Origin of the sequence: Megasphaera elsdenii DSM 20460 (genome assembly GCF_003010495.1) — a bacterium.
GTDB lineage: Bacteria > Bacillota > Negativicutes > Veillonellales > Megasphaeraceae > Megasphaera > Megasphaera elsdenii.
Window position 1 is genome coordinate 2,183,507 of the sequence record NZ_CP027570.1, and the last position, 19,460, is coordinate 2,202,966.

14 protein-coding genes, 2 CRISPR repeat arrays and 1 riboswitch (1 of these 17 cut by a window edge) are annotated in these 19,460 nt (G+C 50.2%); of the genes, 13 read left to right on the forward strand and 1 reads right to left on the reverse strand.

What is annotated here, in order from left to right:
- Nucleotides 1–600: a CRISPR direct-repeat array (repeat unit 28 nt; unit sequence GGTATCTGCCGAGTAGGCAGTTTAGAAA); it begins 209 nt to the left of the window's first position.
- Nucleotides 601–697: 97 nt separating this feature from the next.
- The 11 genes from C6362_RS10350 (at nucleotide 698) to coaBC (ending at nucleotide 13,955) form a co-directional block, all read left to right on the forward strand.
- Nucleotides 698–1,849 (forward strand): type I-F CRISPR-associated protein Csy1, encoded by a 1,152-nt coding sequence (locus C6362_RS10350; RefSeq protein ID WP_014016721.1) that lies wholly within the window; start codon nucleotides 698–700, stop codon nucleotides 1,847–1,849.
- Entirely contained in the window at nucleotides 1,846–2,733 is an 888-nt protein-coding gene (gene csy2, locus C6362_RS10355) for a type I-F CRISPR-associated protein Csy2 (RefSeq protein WP_014016720.1), read from the forward strand. The genes C6362_RS10350 and csy2 overlap by 4 nt, the downstream gene beginning before the upstream one ends.
- Nucleotides 2,734–2,747: 14 nt before the next feature.
- Nucleotides 2,748–3,770 carry a type I-F CRISPR-associated protein Csy3 gene (gene csy3, locus C6362_RS10360; protein WP_014016719.1) on the forward strand — a complete coding sequence of 341 codons (1,023 nt, stop codon included), beginning with the start codon at nucleotides 2,748–2,750 and terminating at the stop codon, nucleotides 3,768–3,770.
- Nucleotides 3,767–4,333, forward strand: coding sequence for a type I-F CRISPR-associated endoribonuclease Cas6/Csy4 (gene cas6f, locus C6362_RS10365; protein ID WP_014016718.1), 567 nt, complete (start codon nucleotides 3,767–3,769; stop codon nucleotides 4,331–4,333). Before csy3 ends, cas6f begins: the two co-directional genes overlap by 4 nt.
- 150 nt (nucleotides 4,334–4,483) lie before the next feature.
- Nucleotides 4,484–6,132: a CRISPR direct-repeat array (repeat unit 28 nt; unit sequence GTTATCTGCCGCACAGGCAGTTTAGAAA).
- A gap of 24 nt (nucleotides 6,133–6,156) precedes the next feature.
- Complete coding sequence (cas1f, locus tag C6362_RS10370) at nucleotides 6,157–7,140, forward strand: type I-F CRISPR-associated endonuclease Cas1f (protein ID WP_014016717.1); 984 nt, start codon at nucleotides 6,157–6,159, stop codon at nucleotides 7,138–7,140.
- Nucleotides 7,121–10,444, forward strand: a complete 3,324-nt coding sequence (gene cas3f / locus C6362_RS10375) for a type I-F CRISPR-associated helicase Cas3f (RefSeq protein WP_014016716.1) — start codon at nucleotides 7,121–7,123, stop codon at nucleotides 10,442–10,444. Before cas1f ends, cas3f begins: the two co-directional genes overlap by 20 nt.
- 258 nt (nucleotides 10,445–10,702) lie before the next feature.
- A complete protein-coding gene (locus C6362_RS10380; protein WP_232501512.1) occupies nucleotides 10,703–11,581 on the forward strand; it encodes a YicC/YloC family endoribonuclease in 879 nt (292 codons plus the stop codon).
- Nucleotides 11,581–11,877, forward strand: coding sequence for an extracellular matrix/biofilm regulator RemA (remA, locus tag C6362_RS10385; protein ID WP_027894640.1), 297 nt, complete (start codon nucleotides 11,581–11,583; stop codon nucleotides 11,875–11,877). Before C6362_RS10380 ends, remA begins: the two co-directional genes overlap by 1 nt.
- A 7-nt stretch (nucleotides 11,878–11,884) precedes the next feature.
- Nucleotides 11,885–12,499, forward strand: coding sequence for a guanylate kinase (gene gmk / locus C6362_RS10390; protein WP_014016713.1), 615 nt, complete (start codon nucleotides 11,885–11,887; stop codon nucleotides 12,497–12,499).
- 15 nt (nucleotides 12,500–12,514) lie between these two features.
- Nucleotides 12,515–12,724, forward strand: coding sequence for a DNA-directed RNA polymerase subunit omega (gene rpoZ, locus C6362_RS10395; protein WP_014016712.1), 210 nt, complete (start codon nucleotides 12,515–12,517; stop codon nucleotides 12,722–12,724).
- Nucleotides 12,725–12,740: 16 nt separating this feature from the next.
- On the forward strand, nucleotides 12,741–13,955 hold the full coding sequence (gene coaBC, locus C6362_RS10400; protein WP_014016711.1) for a bifunctional phosphopantothenoylcysteine decarboxylase/phosphopantothenate--cysteine ligase CoaBC: 1,215 nt from the start codon (nucleotides 12,741–12,743) through the stop codon (nucleotides 13,953–13,955).
- 145 nt (nucleotides 13,956–14,100) lie between these two features.
- Here the strand turns inward: coaBC and C6362_RS10405 are convergent, their stop codons facing one another.
- Nucleotides 14,101–15,363, reverse strand: a complete 1,263-nt coding sequence (locus C6362_RS10405) for a hypothetical protein (RefSeq protein ID WP_014016710.1) — start codon at nucleotides 15,361–15,363, stop codon at nucleotides 14,101–14,103.
- A gap of 139 nt (nucleotides 15,364–15,502) precedes the next feature.
- Nucleotides 15,503–15,603, forward strand: a riboswitch (SAM riboswitch).
- 59 nt (nucleotides 15,604–15,662) lie between these two features.
- On the opposite strand from C6362_RS10405, the gene metK reads away from it, so the two are divergent.
- Both metK and priA read left to right on the forward strand, forming a co-directional pair.
- Complete coding sequence (gene metK, locus C6362_RS10410; protein ID WP_014016709.1) at nucleotides 15,663–16,853, forward strand: methionine adenosyltransferase; 1,191 nt, start codon at nucleotides 15,663–15,665, stop codon at nucleotides 16,851–16,853.
- 142 nt (nucleotides 16,854–16,995) lie between these two features.
- On the forward strand, nucleotides 16,996–19,353 hold the full coding sequence (priA, locus tag C6362_RS10415) for a replication restart helicase PriA (protein ID WP_014016708.1): 2,358 nt from the start codon (nucleotides 16,996–16,998) through the stop codon (nucleotides 19,351–19,353).
- Nucleotides 19,354–19,460 lie beyond the last annotated feature (107 nt).

Genomic DNA, 19,460 nt, shown 5'->3' on the forward strand with positions numbered 1-19,460 from the left:
TTACGCTCACCGCCTAAGCAAAGCACGTATCGGTATCTGCCGAGTAGGCAGTTTAGAAAGACTTTTCGGCGACATTCTTTCGGACATTCTTGGTATCTGCCGAGTAGGCAGTTTAGAAATTCTGATGGCACCCCTTGCGGTGCAGACGAACGGTATCTGCCGAGTAGGCAGTTTAGAAAATGTAGTACAAAGGAAAACTTAAGAGAAAACATGGTATCTGCCGAGTAGGCAGTTTAGAAAAGCCGGTGTCACCACATAGTGGATGCGGCGCCGGTATCTGCCGAGTAGGCAGTTTAGAAATTATTGGGTGCGAAGCCTCGCGGTGTACGCCTGGTATCTGCCGAGTAGGCAGTTTAGAAAATAGGCAAAATCCCAGCCCGGTACATCGACATGGTATCTGCCGAGTAGGCAGTTTAGAAAATTATTCGAGCCGCCGCCGACAGCGATACGGAGGTATCTGCCGAGTAGGCAGTTTAGAAACATAACTGTATCGGTTGGTTTGTCTGTTAATCGGTATCTGCCGAGTAGGCAGTTTAGAAATATACCATGCTGAAAGCGTGGAATACAGGCCAGGTATCTGCCGAGTAGGCAGTATTAGTATATATTCCTTTAAAAGATAAATAATATTGAATGGGAATTTCAAATGTGGTATAATGAGAATAATTAATTCGGTATTTAATATAAGGAGGCATTTTCTGTGGGAATATTTATGGATTATGTCGTAGAAAATTCAGCGAAGAAAAAGAAAACACATAATGCTTGGCTGCAAAGTGTGGTTGATCGTATTCCTTCTTGTACCTTGTCGACGCATGTCGGTAAATTTACGAATCCTGAAGTAAAAGTAAATATTCTTGATAGAGGACAGGGAACAAATAGGGAATATGTGAGTACCGATACGGTGACACATGATATTGATATCGTTGTTTCTTCGGCAGCTTATTTAAGTACGGCGAGTTTATTGATGCTGCCTTTAGAAGATAGACAGTTGGTGCTTCTTCATCTCAAGCAGCGTGATTTAGCATTAAAAAAAGATTTCACTTCTCTCGGTATTGATTATGAAAAAGTTTGCACAGATGTTGATGGACTTTTTCAAGCCGCGCTGCCGGATCATACAGATCAGAATTTGAAGCAGGTCTATTTTCCCGTTTCAGACGGTAATTATCATTTATTAACTGTTATGCCGAGTTCCAGCTTGCTGTTACAGTTAAAGAAGCGAATCGATGACATGGGCAGCGAAGAAAGGGAACACAAAAAAAGCGGAGAAGCCTATACTAAGATATTCAGCCTTACGGGTATAGGTTTTGGCGGTACGAAACCGCAAAATATCAGTACCCTCAATTCACGTCAGCACGGAATTGCCTATTTATTGCCGTCTTTGCCGCCGCAGTTGAAACTAAGGACACTCCGCTTTCCCAAACGTGATTTTTTCCGTGAATCGATTCCTTATCGGCCTTTGAATGATTTACTGCATCAACTCCATGTCATTTTAAAGACAGAGAAAAATAATATGGGAATCCGCATGCAAAGAGATGAGGTAACGGCGGCACTGGTGGACCTTGTACTGATGACCGCTTATGAATTCCGTAAGCATGAAGCGGGTTGGAGCAATCAGCCTTCTTTTTCCAACTTGCCGCAGGCTCAGAAAATCTTCCTTGATGATGCGTATAAAGCTGACAGAAGTGAAGGTACGTGGCAGCAGATGATTAGCCGGAGTTTTGCACGCTATATTATTTCACAATACGAAAAGGTGATGAAATCTGAAAAAATCGTCTTAGGCGACGCTGAACTTTCTTATTTGCAAGACGCGATGAAGAATGTTTTAGAAGAGGAAGTGAGATATGGCTTATGAGAGAAGCGGTTTTGATTGTATCAGGCATTCACATTCAAAATGCCAATGCGTTGAGCAGTACTTTTACTATCGGTTTTCCTGCGATGACGGCCTGGCTGGGGGCTGTTCATGCTTTACAGCGGCGTCTTAACCGGCAGTCGGAATTTTCGGAACTGCGCTTTACGAAAACAGGGGTGATTTGTCATGGTTACCAACTGCAGACTCACAAAGGCACAGGTGACTGGATTTCTTCGATTATTGGCACAACTAATCCGCTGCGAAAAAAAGGCAATGCTTTTGTAAGGCCGCCGTTTATTGAAGAAGCAAGAATTCATCTTCTCGTCGATTTAGTCATTGAAGTACAGAAATTGGGGCCGGAAATGGGCGATTTGCTGGAACCAATGGTACGCGAAAATATGCTGACGATGAAAATTGCTGGCGGAGACGTTCTTTCTGTAGACAAAATAGACGTGCAGCGGATTGATCGAGATAACGAGAGTGCGGTAGTACGGAAACTTATTCTGCCGTTGATGTCGGGGTATGCAGTGATTGAGCGACGGGATTTGATGAATGAAGATACTGGTGAAGATACACTAGGAGTGCTGCTTCATTATTTAGCCGTCTACTCGACGCCGCTTGTCGATAAAGAGGGAAGAGTTATTTCCTGGCAGCAACAACGCGCAACGCCAGGCTGGCTCGTTCCGCTGGCTGTAGGATTCAGGGCGTTATCGCCTTTGCAGAAAGTGAAGCGGCAGCGTGATGCGGAGAAGACTCACTGTTTTGTAGAACCGCTGGTAACATTAGGTGAATTTAAGATGCTGCATCGGCTTAGATCATTAGATGATTTGTTTTGGCATTATGAATATGATGAAACACAAGGAACCTATCTTTGTAAAAATGAATAGAGGAGGAATGTTTTATGGCTAAAAAAACGACGGACATCGCGTCTGTACTGGCGTTTGAAAAAAAGATGGTAGCTTCAGATGCTTATATGTACAGTACGACTTGGGAAAACAAAGAAGCAGTACCCATTCAATTGGTAGAAAAATCCGTACGCGGTACGATTTCCAATCGTTTGAACAAAGCGGCGGTCCGGAATGATCCGCTGAAACTTAATGCAGAAGTGCAGAAACCGAATCTGCAGACGGTTGACAGTGCCGCCCTTCCTCTTGAGCAAGATACGCTGAAACTTTGCTTTACATTGAAATTTTTAGCAGGTGTGCAGAACCCTTCGGCCTGCAATAATTCGACTCACTACGCGGGAATCCAGAAGATGGGGCAGGGCTATATTGAAAAATATGGTTTCAAGGAAGTAGCCAAGCGATATGCTATGAACTTAGCCAATGGCCGGTTTTTATGGCGCAATCGTATTGGTGCTGAAAAAATCGAAATTGTTGTTTCTATGGATGAAGAAAATAAATCGTGGACGTTTGATGCCTATCAATATGATTTAAAATCTTTTGATCAGGATGATGAACAAGTCGATGAATTATCTGGTTATATTGCGGATGCTTTATGCGGCAAGAGAAACTATGCGTTTTTTAAAGTCACAGCATATGTCTTGTTGGGCAGCGGTCAAGATGTTTATCCTAGTGAAGAACTCATTTTAGATAAAGGCCGAGGTAAAAAGAGCAAGGTTTTGTACTCAGTGAATGGTATAGCAGCCATGCATTCTCAGAAAATCAGCAATGCCTTACGGACCATTGACACATGGTATCCAGACTATGAAGACGGTATCGGACCAATCGCTATTGAAACCTATGGTTCTGTAACGGCTTTAGGACGGGCATACCGGACGCCAAAAGACAAAAAAGATTTTTATACGTTATTTGATGCCTGGTCCACAGGCAATGAATTATCTTGCGAAGAAGATGAACATTACGTCATGGCTGTCCTGGTACGCGGTGGTGTCTTCGGCCAAAGCGGAAAGGATGATGAATGATGTTTTATCAGGAAATTACGCTGTACCCCAGTGCTGAAATTCCCACATCATTCTTGATGACGAAAGTATTCATGCCGCTGCATTTTACCTTAGCATCACAAAAAGAAAAACTAGGGGAAGGGAGGATAGGCATCTCTTTTCCCAGATACACTGAAGAATCATTGGGGAATAAAGTCCGCATTTTTTCAAAGGAAAGAGAAATACTTGAATCAGCTGACATTCCTCAAGCCTTGCGTTTCTTGCAGGATTACATCCATCTTACGGCGATTCGAGAGGTGGCCGCTCCTCGTATCAAGGGCTATGCCGTATATCGCCGCTATCAACCGGACAGCTCCCGCTTTCGAAAAGCCAAACGTTATGCAAAGAGAAATGGTATATCTTATGAAAAAGCCTTTAAATTGATGAAAACAAAAAAGCCTAGACGACTTCCGTACGTGCAGCTGAAAAGCAAAACGACTCAGCAGAAATTCAGCCTTTTCATTGAAAAAATAGAAGCTCCTGCTTGTGAGGGTAATTTTAACGCCTATGGTCTGAGCCAGCAGGCGACAGTACCGGAATTTTGAGGAAAATCATGTTTGATTGCCCCAAAAATTAATAAGTATCTTAAAATCAAGGAAACAAGCGGATCTTTGCCGTCTCAGAAAATTTTTGGTAAAATGAAAAAGAACGCTTGACAGTAAGTGGCTGTGCGAATTTGCGCATGTTGTCCTACAGTTATCTGCCGCACAGGCAGTTTAGAAATGTTATTGCCGATTATTCCGCAAATGGGCAACGTTATCTGCCGCACAGGCAGTTTAGAAAAATCCAAGATTCCGTTGCGGTATATTCTGAACGTTATCTGCCGCACAGGCAGTTTAGAAAAAATACGTTGTTGATGTCGCATCACTGCATAGCGTTATCTGCCGCACAGGCAGTTTAGAAATTTCAAGTACTTCCGACTGGAAATCATGTTCAGTTATCTGCCGCACAGGCAGTTTAGAAAGGTGCAAAGGTCCGCGGGTTCTCGATAGTAGCGTTATCTGCCGCACAGGCAGTTTAGAAAAAAGCCGGTTGATTTCTCGAGCCGTGAAAGGCGTTATCTGCCGCACAGGCAGTTTAGAAAACAAAGACCGATAAAGTAGTCCAGTAAGGATCGTTATCTGCCGCACAGGCAGTTTAGAAAAGAACCAGGAGAAAAGTGGAAGCACTTCAAAGGTTATCTGCCGCACAGGCAGTTTAGAAAAGATAAATGCCACAATTAGGAGCTTCTAGGCCGTTATCTGCCGCACAGGCAGTTTAGAAATGCTAAGGGGTACTGGTATATGTTGCTGACTTGTTATCTGCCGCACAGGCAGTTTAGAAATTAAAGTCGGTGCTTATCACTATGACTACAGCGTTATCTGCCGCACAGGCAGTTTAGAAATATGGCGGCTGTTACCGTCGGCAGGGGTCCAAGTTATCTGCCGCACAGGCAGTTTAGAAAGCAGGCCGACCCCGTGGCAACGACCGTCAACGGTTATCTGCCGCACAGGCAGTTTAGAAAATACAACTCATGACTGCCGGCATACAGTGGCTGTTATCTGCCGCACAGGCAGTTTAGAAAAGTTCCGCCACAATGTCCAGATGGCGCATGAAGTTATCTGCCGCACAGGCAGTTTAGAAAATAAGCGGTTGATTTTCTGCCGGCTGAACGTAGTTATCTGCCGCACAGGCAGTTTAGAAATCTATCGTCATAGGAATGAATACAGCAAAAATGTTATCTGCCGCACAGGCAGTTTAGAAAACGAAAGGACGGCGAAAAGAATTGCTGGACCAGTTATCTGCCGCACAGGCAGTTTAGAAATGTGAGATGAGAGTCAGCCCGGGGTCTAACATGTTATCTGCCGCACAGGCAGTTTAGAAAAAAAGGGAAACGGATGGCTGCACCCAAACATTGTTATCTGCCGCACAGGCAGTTTAGAAAAATTCGCAATTAAGCGTGAGATGGCCACGACGGTTATCTGCCGCACAGGCAGTTTAGAAAAGAACTTCAAAGCTTGGCTTTCGTTTGCCATTGTTATCTGCCGCACAGGCAGTTTAGAAATGCATGATGAGCATGGACTTCATACCGTAACCGTTATCTGCCGCACAGGCAGTTTAGAAATTCTCAGCTTAGGGAGAAGCAAACGAACCCGAGTTATCTGCCGCACAGGCAGTTTAGAAATGTCCCATGTCACTAAAGCCATTGTCTGCATAGTTATCTGCCGCACAGGCAGTTTAGAAATGTACCATGACCGGTGTTCCCTTGAAGACGGCGTTATCTGCCGCACAGGCAGTTTAGAAAATTTTGTCCGAATATGTTGTAGACAGCTCTTTGTTATCTGCCGCACAGGCAGTTGAAAATTTACTGTTGGATAGAGGTGGTTGTATGAAACAGCAAGTCGAGACCGCAGCTTTGAAAGCTATTTTACATTCTAAGCGGGCGAATATATATTATTTGGATAAATGCCGGGTCATGCAGAAGGATGGACGGGTTGTCTATTTGACGGAAGGAAAAAAGGAAAATCTTTATTGGAATATCCCTATTGCGAATACAACGGTTATTTTGTTGGGAACCGGCACTTCTATTACGCAGGCGGCGATGCGGCTTTTGGCGAGTGCCGGCGTCCTTGTTGGCTTTTGCGGCGGCGGGGGAACTCCTTTATTTGCAGGCACTGAAGTGGAATGGCTTAATCCGCAGAGTGAATATCGGCCGACAAGCTATGTACAGGGCTGGCTTTCATTTTGGTTTGATGAAGCCCGGCGGTTGGCAGTAGCAAAACACTTTCAACAACAGCGCTGTTCATTTTTGCAGCGCACTTGGGAGAAAGACCGGGAACTTTCCGATTACGGTTTTTATTTTGATGATCCTGAAGTAGAAGATGCAATAACACTTTATAAAAAAGGAATCGAAAAGGCGGCGTCGATTTCGGAGTTATTGAGCAAAGAAGCTGCTTTTACGAAGAAACTGTACAAATATGCGGCTGCATTGACGGATTTTCCGGATTTTTCTCGAAATAGAGACAGCGGTGATTGGGCCAATATCTTTTTAAATCACGGTAATTATCTGGCTTACGGCTTAGCGGCTTGTACGCTCTGGGTTTTGGGCATTCCTCATGGTTTTGCGGTAATGCACGGCAAGACGCGGCGCGGTGCCCTGGTCTTTGATGTTGCCGATTTAATTAAGGATGCTATTGTATTGCCCTGGGCTTTTATCTGTGCTTACGAAGGAATGGCCGGACAGGAATTTCGTCAGACTTGTCTGCAGAAATTTACGGAACATCATGCCATGGATTTTATGTTTGAAGAAGTAAAGCAATGCAGTCTTATGTACTATAAAGCAGGTGATTCTCATGATGGTATTATTTACTAGCCGAAGTGAAAAGAAAGCGATTCCTATCGTGCGGCGGATTTTGGATTGTTTTGCCGACCGGATTGGAAACGATACGTGGCAAACGGTCATTACCCATGAAGGCCTGCAGGCAGTGAATAGACTGCTGCGTCGGACTGCGACGAAGAGTACCGCTGTTTCCTGCCGTTGGATACGCTCCCGCAGCCGCAGCCAGCTTTTGTGGATTGTCGGCAATCGGCAGCGCTTTGACAGTGAAGGCCGGGTCCCTGTGAATTGGACTGCTAAAAATATCTTGCACAACGAACGGGAAAATGAATGGTCGCGTATGCCCGAGCTGAAGGCGCTGACTGCACTGGCTTCGTTACTGCACGACTGGGGGAAATGCTCGGATTATTTTCAGGCTAAACTGCGGGAACATCGCCTTAGTGCCGATCCATTCCGGCACGAATGGATTTCGTGTAAGCTTCTGGAAGCCGTCGTGCACCTTAGCCAGGCGGAAAACGATGATGCAAAATGGCTGACGAATTTGGCTAGTGGGAATATCCGCGATACGGACCTGCAGCAGACTATGATGGAGACAGAGCAAAGGCGATTGGAACCGCTGCCGCCTGTAGCGGAATATTTGGCGTGGATTATTTTGTCCCACCATCGTTTGCCGCTGTTGGATAAGGAAACGAGAAACGAATATCGGGAGGAAGCTGCATTATCGTTTGAAGAGATGTTCCGTCGCCTGCAGGCCCATTGGGGCTATGAAACGGAGACGGGCAAAGCGGAAAGAGAAGCTTGTTTTACATTCTCTCATGGTTTACTGTGTGATGATGGGAAGCGCTGGCAAAAGGAAGTTAAAAAATGGGCGGGACGATTGGCAGGTATGAAACTCGATGTTCCGGATAAAATACGGCCGCTCCTTTTGTACAGCCGTCTGTGCCTGATGCTGGCGGACCATTATATTTCATCGCAAGCGGCAGAGGATGCTAAAAATTGGGATGTCCCTGCCCTGTGGGCGAATACGGACGGCACTAAGAAGAGAAAACAGTATTTAGAGGAACATCTTGTCCGTGTTATGAAGCAGGCTTTGACGATTGCTCACTCTTTGCCGCAGCTGCAGCAGAAGATGGAAAGGGTCTGTGAAAATGCTTTTTTAAAAAAGCAGAGCAAAGAACGGCGCTTTCAGTGGCAGGATAAAGCCGTTGCGGCGATTCACCATTTTCGCAGTCAGCAAGAAGGCGATACGGCGTATTTTGTAGTGAACATAGCGAGCACGGGCTGTGGGAAAACAATGGCGAATGCGAAAATAATGCAGGCTCTTTCGAAAGATGAGAAATCACTGCGCTATATATTGGCCTTGGGATTGCGTACGCTTACGCTGCAGACGGGTGATGAATATAGAGAACGGATTGGCTTGGATAATAACGAATTAGCCGTATTGATTGGTTCTGTGGCAGTTAAAAAACTTCATGATATAGAAAAATACAGAGATGCAGGCTGTGATAATCTGATGCAGGATGAAGCAGAAAGTGCTGTAACCGGCGATGTAGAAACGCTGCTGGATGGGACTATTGTTTATGAAGATACTTTTTCAGATGCTCAAAAGCAATTTCTTGAACTCTTTTTCAATCCCGCACGCAGCGAAGAGGGAGATAAAAATCGAGCTTTTTTGAATAAACCTGTCCTCGTTGCCACTATTGACTACTTGATGCGGGCGACAGAAACGATACGGGGCGGCAAATACATGCTGCCGCTTTTACGTCTTTTATCATCGGACCTGGTCATTGACGAAATCGATGATTTTGGTGAAAAAGATTTGATAGCAGTTTCGCGGCTTGTTCATTTAGCTGGGATGCTGGGACGGAATGTCGTCCTGTCTTCTGCGACGATTCCACTGGACTTAGCGATTGGCATGCATCGGGCATATATGCAGGGCCTGAAGTGTTATAATCAGTTCTTTGCAGAACATAAATACGGGGCTGCTGTTTTATGTGATGAATTCAAGACCTCTGTGGCAGCGATGCCTTTTTCGGAGGCCGATGAGGGATATATACGTTTCCATCGTGAATTCATCAAAAGACGCGCAGCTAAACTTATGAAACAACAAGTACGGCGGAAAGGATATATCACTCCCGTGGCAACTTCGGCAGAGGACTTGCATGAGAAACAACAGGCTTATTTTGAACAGATACGGATACAAGCAGAGAAACTGCACGATACACATCATTGTCTTGATAAACGGACGGGCAAGGAAGTTTCATTTGGACTTATCCGTATGGCGAATATTGATCCCTGTGTAGCACTGTCCCTATATTTATTGAAACATGCGGCGCCTGAAGGATATGCGTTTCGCGTGATGGTCTATCACAGCCGGCAGCTACTGCTGCTGCGCCATGAACAGGAAGCATATCTGGATAGCGTATTAAAGCGGAAAGGAGAGGACGGAGACATAATCGATGTCCAGAATCCTGTTTTACGGCAGCATATCGACAAAGCTGCTGAAAATAAAATTTTATTTGTTTTGGTAGCCACTCCGGTGGAAGAAGTCGGACGCGACCATGATTTTGACTGGGCGGTCATTGAGCCGTCGTCGTATCGTTCTATCATCCAACTGTCAGGGCGGATTCTTCGTCATCGCTCATTGAAAAAGGATATTTCGTCACCGAATGTTGCCGTCATGCAGTATAATCTGCGTGCTTTTTTACGAGATAAACAAATTGCTTTTTGCAGGCCAGGCTATGAGTCATCTAAACATTCTTTAGTCAGTCATGATATGATGAAGATTATTGACGTGACTGCGTTACGTCAGCGCATCGATGCGGTGCCGCGGATAGAAAAGAGAAATCCCTTGCACCCGGAAATGAGTCTTGTGGATTTGGAGCAGCGTGTGATGGAAGATTTTAATTCAGATACAGCCCAAGGGCCTGAATGCTGCAACGGTTGGTTAAAAGAGTATTGGTGGCTGACGGCACTGCCCCAGGTATTTAATCCGTTTCGGGAAAATACCCTGCAGGAAATCACTGCTTATCGGGTTTACCAAGATGGAAAAATGAGTTTTCGCTGGTATGATGGCCACGAATTTATACTGAAAGAAAATTGCTGGGATATTTCTATGTATCCGGATATGACGCTTGCGATGGAAGCGAATTTGTGGTTGCGGCGGGATTATATGGCAGCTTTGAAACGGTATACCTCTTTACAGGAGGATGAAAGTGAAGAGAAAGGAATTGAGAGAACGTCGAAGCAATTTGGTGAAATCGTATTTCCTGCTTCTGAAAATATTTCTTGGTATTATTCAGATCAGTTAGGACTTTTTAAAACGAAAGCAGTTCAATAAATCGTGTAAGTTGTGGTATAATAAACCAATGTTGAAGTTATCCGCTGTCTGCCGTACAGGCAGTTTAGAAATTTAAGAGATAAATCTCAGCATTATCTGCCGCACAGGCAGTTTAGAAAAGAGGCTGTGCATGATGTTTTTTTATCATGCATAGCTCTTTTTCTTTTATGTGGTTGCAAAAATGGGGCAGTTCACGGTATAATAAAGCATTGAAGTAAAACAAATCAAATTCGTAAGGGGGTTCGAACTTTGCGAAGTATGACTGGGTTTGGCAGCGGCTCCGGCAACGACGGGAAGCTGGCTGTCACCATTGAAATGCGCGCTGTGAACCAACGTTTTTTGGAATTAAATATCCGTATGCCTCACGCCTACCTGGCCCTGGAAGACCGGCTGCGCAGCGGCATCAAGGCCGTCCTCAAGCGGGGCAAGGTCGATGTCTTTGTCACCGTACAGGATTTGGATCCGGCAGCGCCTGACGTCCGCGTCGATGACGCTGCCTTAGGCGCCGTCAAGACGGCCCTGCAGGACGTGAACGACCGCTTTTTTGCCGGCAAGGCCGTGACCCTCGGCGATGTGACGTCCCTGACCAAGGACTGGTTCGTCCAGACGCCGCCGGCTATCGACGCCGAGGCCAGCTGGCCGCCCTTTGAAGCGGCCCTGCAGGGAGCCCTGGACAGCATGGTCGCCATGCGCGAACAGGAAGGAGCCAATATCGGCCGGGATCTCCTCAGCCGGGCTGATAAGATGGCGTCCCTCGTCGAAACCATTGCCAGCCGCAAGGACCTCATCGTCCAGGCCTATGAAGAACGGCTGGAAAAGAAAATCCTGGCCCTCATGGACAAGGTCCAGGCCGCCGTTCCCGACGAGGACCGGCTGTTGCAGGAAGTGGCCATTTATTCGGATAAAGTCGATTTCACGGAAGAAGTCGTCCGTTTCCGCAGCCATCTGAACCAGCTGCACACGATGCTCCAGAGTTCCGGTGAAGTAGGGCGCAAGCTCGATTTCCTCATCCAGGAAATGAACCGCGAGACCAATACCATCGGCTCTAAAGCCGGCGACCTGGCCGTGACCGAAGCAGTCCTGCAGCTCAAGAATGAAATCGAAAAGATTCGCGAACAGGTGCAGAATATCGAATGATGAACTTCAATTTATTAAATATCGGCTTCGGCAATGTCGTCATGGGTGACAAAGTCGTGGCCATCATCAGTCCTGAATCGGCGCCCATCAAGCGCCTTGTCCAGGACGCCCGTGATGGGAATACCCTCATCGATGCGACCTTTGGCCGCAAGACCCGGTCGGTCCTGGTCATGGATAACGGCTGGATCATCTTATCGGCCTTGCAGCCGGAAACGATTTCCCATCGCATCGTCCCTGCCGGCAGTGATGCCGTCCTGGAAGAGGATACGGAAGCAGGGGAAGAAGAAAAGGAGTAGTTGTGTCATGAATGATTCCGGATTGCTCATCGTTGTGTCCGGCCCGTCCGGAGCCGGCAAGGGGACGATTTGTTCCGCTCTGCGGGAACAGTTCCCGAATATCCAATATTCTATTTCCATGACGACCCGAAAACCCCGTCCTGGGGAAGTGGACGGCGTCAATTATTATTTTGCCGATAACGCGCGGTTCGAGCAGCTCCTGGCAGAAGATGCCTTCCTGGAACATGCCAAGGTCTACGACCATTACTACGGCACGCCGAAGAAGTACGTTTATCAGATGCTGGAAGAAGGCAAACACGTCATGCTGGAAATCGACATCCAAGGGGCCATGCAGGTCAAGAAACGGTATCCCCAAGGCGTCTTCATCTACATCGTACCGCCCAGCCGGGACGTCCTGGAAAAACGCCTCCGCGGCCGTCAGACCGATTCGGACGACGTCATCGCCGGCCGGCTGGCCAAGGCCCGGGCAGAACTGGACTGGATCGACCGCTATGATTACGTCATCGTCAACGACGAACTAGAGAAAGCCGTCGATGAAGCGGCGTCCATCTTGAAAGCCGAACAGTGTAAAGTGACGCGCAATGCCCATCGCATCGCCCATACGAAAGAATTGTACAAATAATAGGAGAGATGAACTATGTTAATTAAACCGACCCTCGAATCCTTGATGACTAAAGTAGACAGCAAGTACACGCTGGTTACGCTGGCTGCCAAACGGGCCCGTCAGCTCACCGATGGCGACGAACCCCTCGTCGACGTCGATACGACGAAAGTAGTTTCTATTGCCATGGAAGAAATCGACCAGGGCAAGATCACGTATGAAGCACCGCGTGACGGCATTAAATAACACGGAGGTGTTTTTCATGAGCTTGGAAAAGAAAAAGATTGTCTTAGGTATCACTGGCGGCATCGCTGCTTTTAAAGCCGCATCCATTGCCAGCCAGCTCCGCAAGCAGGGTGCTGAAGTCAAATGCATCATGACCGACCATGCGACGAAACTGATCACGCCGCTGACGATGCGGGAAATCTCGGGCAATCCCGTTGCCGTATCCATGTTCGACGATGTACCCGAATTTAACGTAGAACACATCGCCCTGGCCCGCTGGGCCGACGTCTTCGTCATCGCCCCGGCGACGGCTGATATCATCGGCAAGATCGCCAACGGCATTGCCGATGACATGCTGTCGACGACGGTCATGGCTACGACGGCACCGGTCCTCATCGCACCGGCAATGAATACGAATATGTATCTGAATCCTATTACCCAGGATAATATGGTCAAGCTGAAGAAATTCGGCTACCATTTCATCGAACCTGACAGCGGCCATCTGGCCTGTGGCATCGACGGCGTCGGCCGCCTGCCCGAACCGGATACCATCGTCGATTACATCGAACTCCTGGCCTGCCGCAACGACCTCCTGAAAGGCAAGAAGGTCCTCGTCACGGCTGGCGGTACGCGGGAACCCATCGATCCGGTCCGCTTCATCGGCAATCATTCCAGCGGCCGCATGGGTTTTGCCATCGCCAAGGCTGCCGTCATGGCCGGCGCAGAAGTCACATTGGTCGCCGGGACGACGGATAACCTCAAGACGCCGGTCGGCCTGGCCCGCCGCGTCGATGTCGGCAGTACGCGCGACATGAAAGCCGCCGTCGACTCCTATTACGATGACTGTGACCTGGTCATCAAATCGGCAGCGGTTGCCGATTACCGTTCGGCTCATCCGGCAGAAAACAAGATTAAGAAGAACGACGATACCTTGACCCTCGAAATGGCCAAGAATCCCGATATCCTCTATGGCCTGGGCCAGCGCAAGACCCATCAGACCCTGGTCGGTTTTGCCGCTGAAACGACGAACGTCATCGAATACGGTACGAAGAAGCTCAAGAAGAAGAACCTCGACATGCTCGTCGCCAACGACGTCAGTGCCGAAGGGGCCGGCTTCAAAGGGACGACGAACATCGCCACCTTGCTTTTCCCGGACGGCTCTATGGAAAAATTAGATAAAATGGATAAAGACGAACTCGCTGCCATCATCGTAGCCCGCGCTGCGGCTATCATGGCGAAAAAACAGGGTTGATGAGAGTTTGTAGGTTGCAGAAAAAGGACTGTCGCATATGCGACAGTCCTTTTTAGTGGCTAGTGGCTAGTAGTTAGGGGTTAGCAGATGGTTTTAATGTTGTAGGGGCCGTCCCAAAGGGCGGCCCGCCACGAACCACGAGCCACTAACCACTAACCCGCCCTACGATGGCTTTGGCGAAGCCGTTGAGGTTGGTCGGGCCGATGGAGAGGATGGGGCAGCCTTTTTCTTTGGCTTCCGTAATGGCCCAGCGGACGAGGGGCGTCTTGCCATCTTCCATATTGACGACTAAGAGGGCCGATTCTTTCAGCAGCCGGTCATCCCCTGGCTGGCCGCTGATGAGGAGAATAGCACCAAAACGGCGCTGGATGCGGCGCTGCCAGTCTGGGTCGCCGCCGGCCAGGGCAAGCTGGCGCCCCGTGAGGAAGCGGTCGAGCTGACGCGTATAGTCGCGCTGGGTCATGAAGGAAGGCAGGTCCAGGCCGCGGTCTTCCGGCTCCCGGGCCGACCGAGACGCTTCCTGAGGCGTCACTTTCCGGTGCGCCTGTCCGCTGGAAAGGTCCGGCCGTACCTGACGCTTGTTGAGTTCCTTGCGCAGGGCCAGGAGTTCGGCGATTTGGCCGGATGCCGTTTCCTTGATCTTTTCGATATACTGTTCCTGCTTGCGGATGCGGTCTTCATATTGCTTGCGCTCCTGTTCGCGGCCGGCCCGTTCGCTTTCTAATTCCTGGCGCAGCCGTTCCAGTTCGGCCAGGACCGTCGTACGGTTTTTTGCTTCCAGGCGCAGGCGCAGGAGCTCTTCCTTATCGGCGTCCATCTGGGCCTTTTCCTCCCGCAGCTGCTGAAGTTCTTCTTTTTCCTTGCCCATCATCATGGCCGGCGTTTCCTGGCCGCCTGTGACGGCTTCGTCAGACCAGGGCTGGTCGCAGATGGCCATGAGATAAATGCCCAGGGCGTGGGCCACAGCGTGCTTGGCCATCTGTACATCTTCAAAGACGTTGGTCAGCTCAAGAATCTGGCTGTCCGTCTGGAGCATGAGCAGGTCGATGATGCCCATATAGGAAAAGGATTCCATGGTCTGCGCCATGTCGTAGCGTTCGAGGTGAATCGTGCCGGCGTAGATTTCTTCCGGGTTTTGTTGGGACGTATAATACGTATTGATGAGCAGCCGGTCTGCCGTCCGTTCGTAGATCCGCAGGACCAGGGCGTCTTCCTTGTTCGTGCCGGTGTAGCGGCTGAAGGTCAGCCGTTCCTGGGACAGGAGGGTCGTCACCAGGTTTGGGGTCTTATACCACTTGCCGAATACTTCGACTCGTTTGGCCAGCCGCAGGTCGCCGGGTTTGCTGCAGGTGGCATAATCAAAATAAGGGTCGTTGAAGAATATATCTCTAGGCCGCAATTTGGTCATATCTATCATCCTTTCTATCTTCTGTAGACATTATACCCCTGCCTGTAGGGAGGCGTCTAGTAGACAATGTTTTTTGGACATAAAAAATACTTGCAAAATAGGCAGACTTGAATTATAATGGATGAGCAAAACAAATAAAGAACCATCAAGAGACGACGGAGGGACTGGCCCTGTGATGTCGCAGCAACCTTCAGCTATGAAAGGTGCTAATTCCAGCAGTGATATACTGGCAGATGGGGATTAGAAGCCCCTCTCATGAAGTCATGGATGAGGGGAATTTTTTTTAAGGAGGATCACTCATGGCTAAAAATCGTGAATTCTTTACATCCGAATCCGTCACCGAAGGCCATCCCGATAAAATGGCCGACCAGATTTCGGACAGCATTTTGGATGCCATTCTTGCAAAAGATAAAAACGCCCGCGTTGCCTGCGAAACCTTGGTAACGACCGGCATGGTACACGTCGTCGGCGAAATCTCTACGACGTGCTACGTCGATATTCCGCACATCGTCCGCGAAACGATCCGCGATATCGGTTATACCCGCGCTAAATACGGCTTTGACTGCGATACCTGCGGCGTCCTCGTCTCCTTGGACGAACAGTCTCCGGATATCGCCATGGGCGTCGATGACGCCTTGGAAAAGAAGGAAGGCAATACAGATAAGTTCGATACCATCGGCGCTGGCGACCAGGGCATGATGTTCGGCTATGCTTCCAACGAAACGGACGACTACATGCCGCTGCCTATTTCTTTGGCACACCGTTTGGCCCGCCGCCTGGCAAAGGTCCGCAAAGACGGTACCTTGCCGTATCTCCGTCCCGATGGCAAGACTCAGGTCACTGTCGAATATGAAGACGGCAAACCCGTCCGCATCGACACCATCGTCATTTCGGCACAGCACAGCCCGGAAGTCAGCCGCGAACAGATTGAAAGCGATCTCCTCGAATTCGTCATCAAACCGGAACTTCCGGAAGGCTTGTTCGACGACAAGACGAAACTCTTCATCAACCCGACAGGCCGCTTCGTCATCGGCGGTCCCCAGGGCGACTCGGGCCTCACGGGCCGCAAGATCATCGTCGATACCTATGGCGGCATGGCTCGTCATGGCGGCGGTGCTTTCTCTGGCAAGGACCCCACAAAAGTCGACCGTTCGGCTGCCTATGCAGCTCGTTACGTCGCCAAGAACGTCGTCGCTGCCGGCTTGGCTGACAAATGCGAAATCCAGCTGGCTTATGCCATCGGCGTAGCCCGCCCGGTTTCCATCCACGTCGAAACCTTCGGCACGGGCAAAGTCCCGAACGAAAAGATCGTCGAACTCATTGAAAAGAACTTCGACCTTCGTCCGGCTGGCATCATCGCCATGCTCGACTTGCAGCGCCCGATTTACAAACAGACCGCTGCCTATGGCCACTTCGGCCGCAACGACCTCGACCTGCCTTGGGAAAAGACAGACAAAGCCGATACGCTCCGCAAAGAAGCCGGCTTATAAGAGGCGGTTCGATAAACTGAACATCCAAAAAAAGGGGACTGTCGCATCACTGCGCGGTCCCTTTTTAAGTGTCATTGTTTGCGGGCCGCCTTGACAGGACGGCCCCTACGAACCACAAACCACGAACTACGGAGGTGTTTCTTTGTTTGCTGAAATCATCATCAATACGACGGCGAAGCGGCTGCAGCAGACCTTTTCCTATATCGTCCCCGAGGGGATGGCTGTCCGCGTCGGCAGCCGCGTCCTCGTGCCTTTCGGTCATCGCCGGGAAGAAGGCATCGTCGTCGCCCTGCAGGAACACCTGGCGGAGCCGGCTGATTTCACGCTGAAGCCCATTGAAGGCCTGCTCTCGACGCAGACCGGCTTCCAGGAAGAGATGATCCGCACGGCCCTTTGGATCCGCGATTACTACGTCTGCAACTTGTCCGATGCCCTGCGCCTGTTCATGATCGATAAGAAAGGACTGGTCCGCCGCGATGTCGTATCGGCCGGACCGGCCCAGCCGCAGACAGCGGACGAAGCGCGGCTACAAACCTATGTGGCCGGAAAAGGGCGCTGTGAAAAAGGCGCACTGAGCCGCCGGTTCGGCCAAGACCTCGTCGAGAAGGCTTTGGCCAGCCAGGTCCTGACCAGCCGGATTTGTTATAAGAACCAGATTGCCGACAAGATGGAAGACTGGCTTTCTTTTGCTGCCGACGATACGGAAGCTATTCTCCATGGCCGTCGCCGCCAGCAGGAACTGCTCCAGGCCTTGAAAGCCAAGGGCGAAGGCCCTGTCTCTTATTGGCAGGGACAAGGCTACAGCCGCAATCTCATGCGCCGCCTCTGTGCGACGGGATTGGCCTGCTGGAGCCAGCGGCCGGCCAGGACGACGAATGTCTTGCCGAGCCTTGCCCGGGACGAAGCTTTTTCCCTGACAGCGGAACAGCAGCAGGCATTAAAGGTTATCGGAAGCGATGAGCATGGTAAAACCTACGTCCTCCACGGTATCACCAGCAGCGGCAAGACAGAAATCTACATGCAGTTAACCAGCCAGGCCCTGAAAAAAGGGAAACAGGTCGTCGTCTTAGTGCCGGAGATCGCCTTGACCGGCCAGATTGTCCGCCGCTTCCTGCGCCGTTTCGGCGACGATGTCGTCGTCATGCACAGCCAGCTGTCCCAGGGGGAGAAGCGCAACAACTGGCTGCGCATGCAGAACGGGACGAGTCATATCTGCATCGGTGCCCGGTCGGCGGTCTTCGCGGCGGCTCAGTCCATCGGTTTGTTCATCGTCGACGAAGCCCACGACAGCTCGTACAAGCAGGACGAGGCGCCGCGCTATCATGCCGTCGCCGTCGCCCGCCAGCGGGCCGCGTATTACGGCTGCCCCGTCGTCCTGGGCAGCGCGACGCCGGCGCTGGCTGACTATTATCGAGCCTTGCAGGGAGAATACGTCCTGGTCGAACTAAAAGAACGAGTCGGCCATCGCCCGCTGCCGGCTGTCCAGGTCGTCGACATGCGGGATGAGCTGGCCCGGGGCAATTACCGCGTTGTCTCCGATGCCCTGCTCACTCTCTTGGAAGAGACCTTGGCAGCCCGTCAGCAGGCCATCATCCTCCTCAACCGCCGCGGTTTCTCGACCTTCGTCATGTGCCGCAAGTGCGGCTACGTCGTCAAGTGCGACACGTGTGATGTGGCCATGGTCTACCATCGCCAGGCAGCTCATCTGCGCTGCCATTACTGCGATGCCGAAAAGCCGATTCCTACCGTCTGTCCTTCCTGCGGCAGCAAGTATATCAAGTTCTTTGGTAGCGGTACGGAAAAAGTGGAAGCCCAGCTCCACGAACTCCTGCCGACGGCCCGCATCATCCGCCTCGACCAGGACACGACGAGCCGCAAGCACAGCGGTGACCGCATCATCGAAGCCTTCCGTCGCCACGAATACGATATTCTCCTGGGAACGCAGATGGTCGCCAAAGGTCATGATTTTCCCGGCGTCAGTGCCGTCGGCATCTTGTCGGCAGACAGCCTGCTCAACATCCCGGCTTACTGGGCTGGCGAGCGGACCTTCCAGCTCCTGACCCAGGCAGCCGGCCGGGCCGGCCGCGGCGATATCCCGGGCCGCGTCATCATGCAGACCTATGCACCGGACCACTACGTCATCCAGTGCGCAGCCCGTCAGGATTACCGGGCTTTTTATGACCAGGAAGTCCAGTTCCGGAAGGAATTGGGCTATCCGCCGTTCCAGGAAATGGCCAAGATACTAGTCCAGGACGAATCGGAAGAACAGGTCTGGCGCAAAGCCAACGACGTCGCAGCGGCCTTGAACAGCTGGAATCAGGACCACGGTGATGAAGTTGCCGTCATTGGCCCCTACGAAGACGTCATCAAGAAGATACGCAATAAGTACCGCGTCGTCCTCTCCCTGACCGGGAAAGACCTGACAGCCATCAAAAAAGCCATGCAGCACCTTCCGGCCTGCTGGCAGACCGGCGTCATCATCGACATCGACCCCATGTAATCATGGCGACCTAGCATTACATAATGGTAGGGGCTCGCACGTGGCGAGCCCGTCAGGCATATGAACTCATTCCTCCATCGGGCAGAAACGGGCGTCCCGCCGTTTCC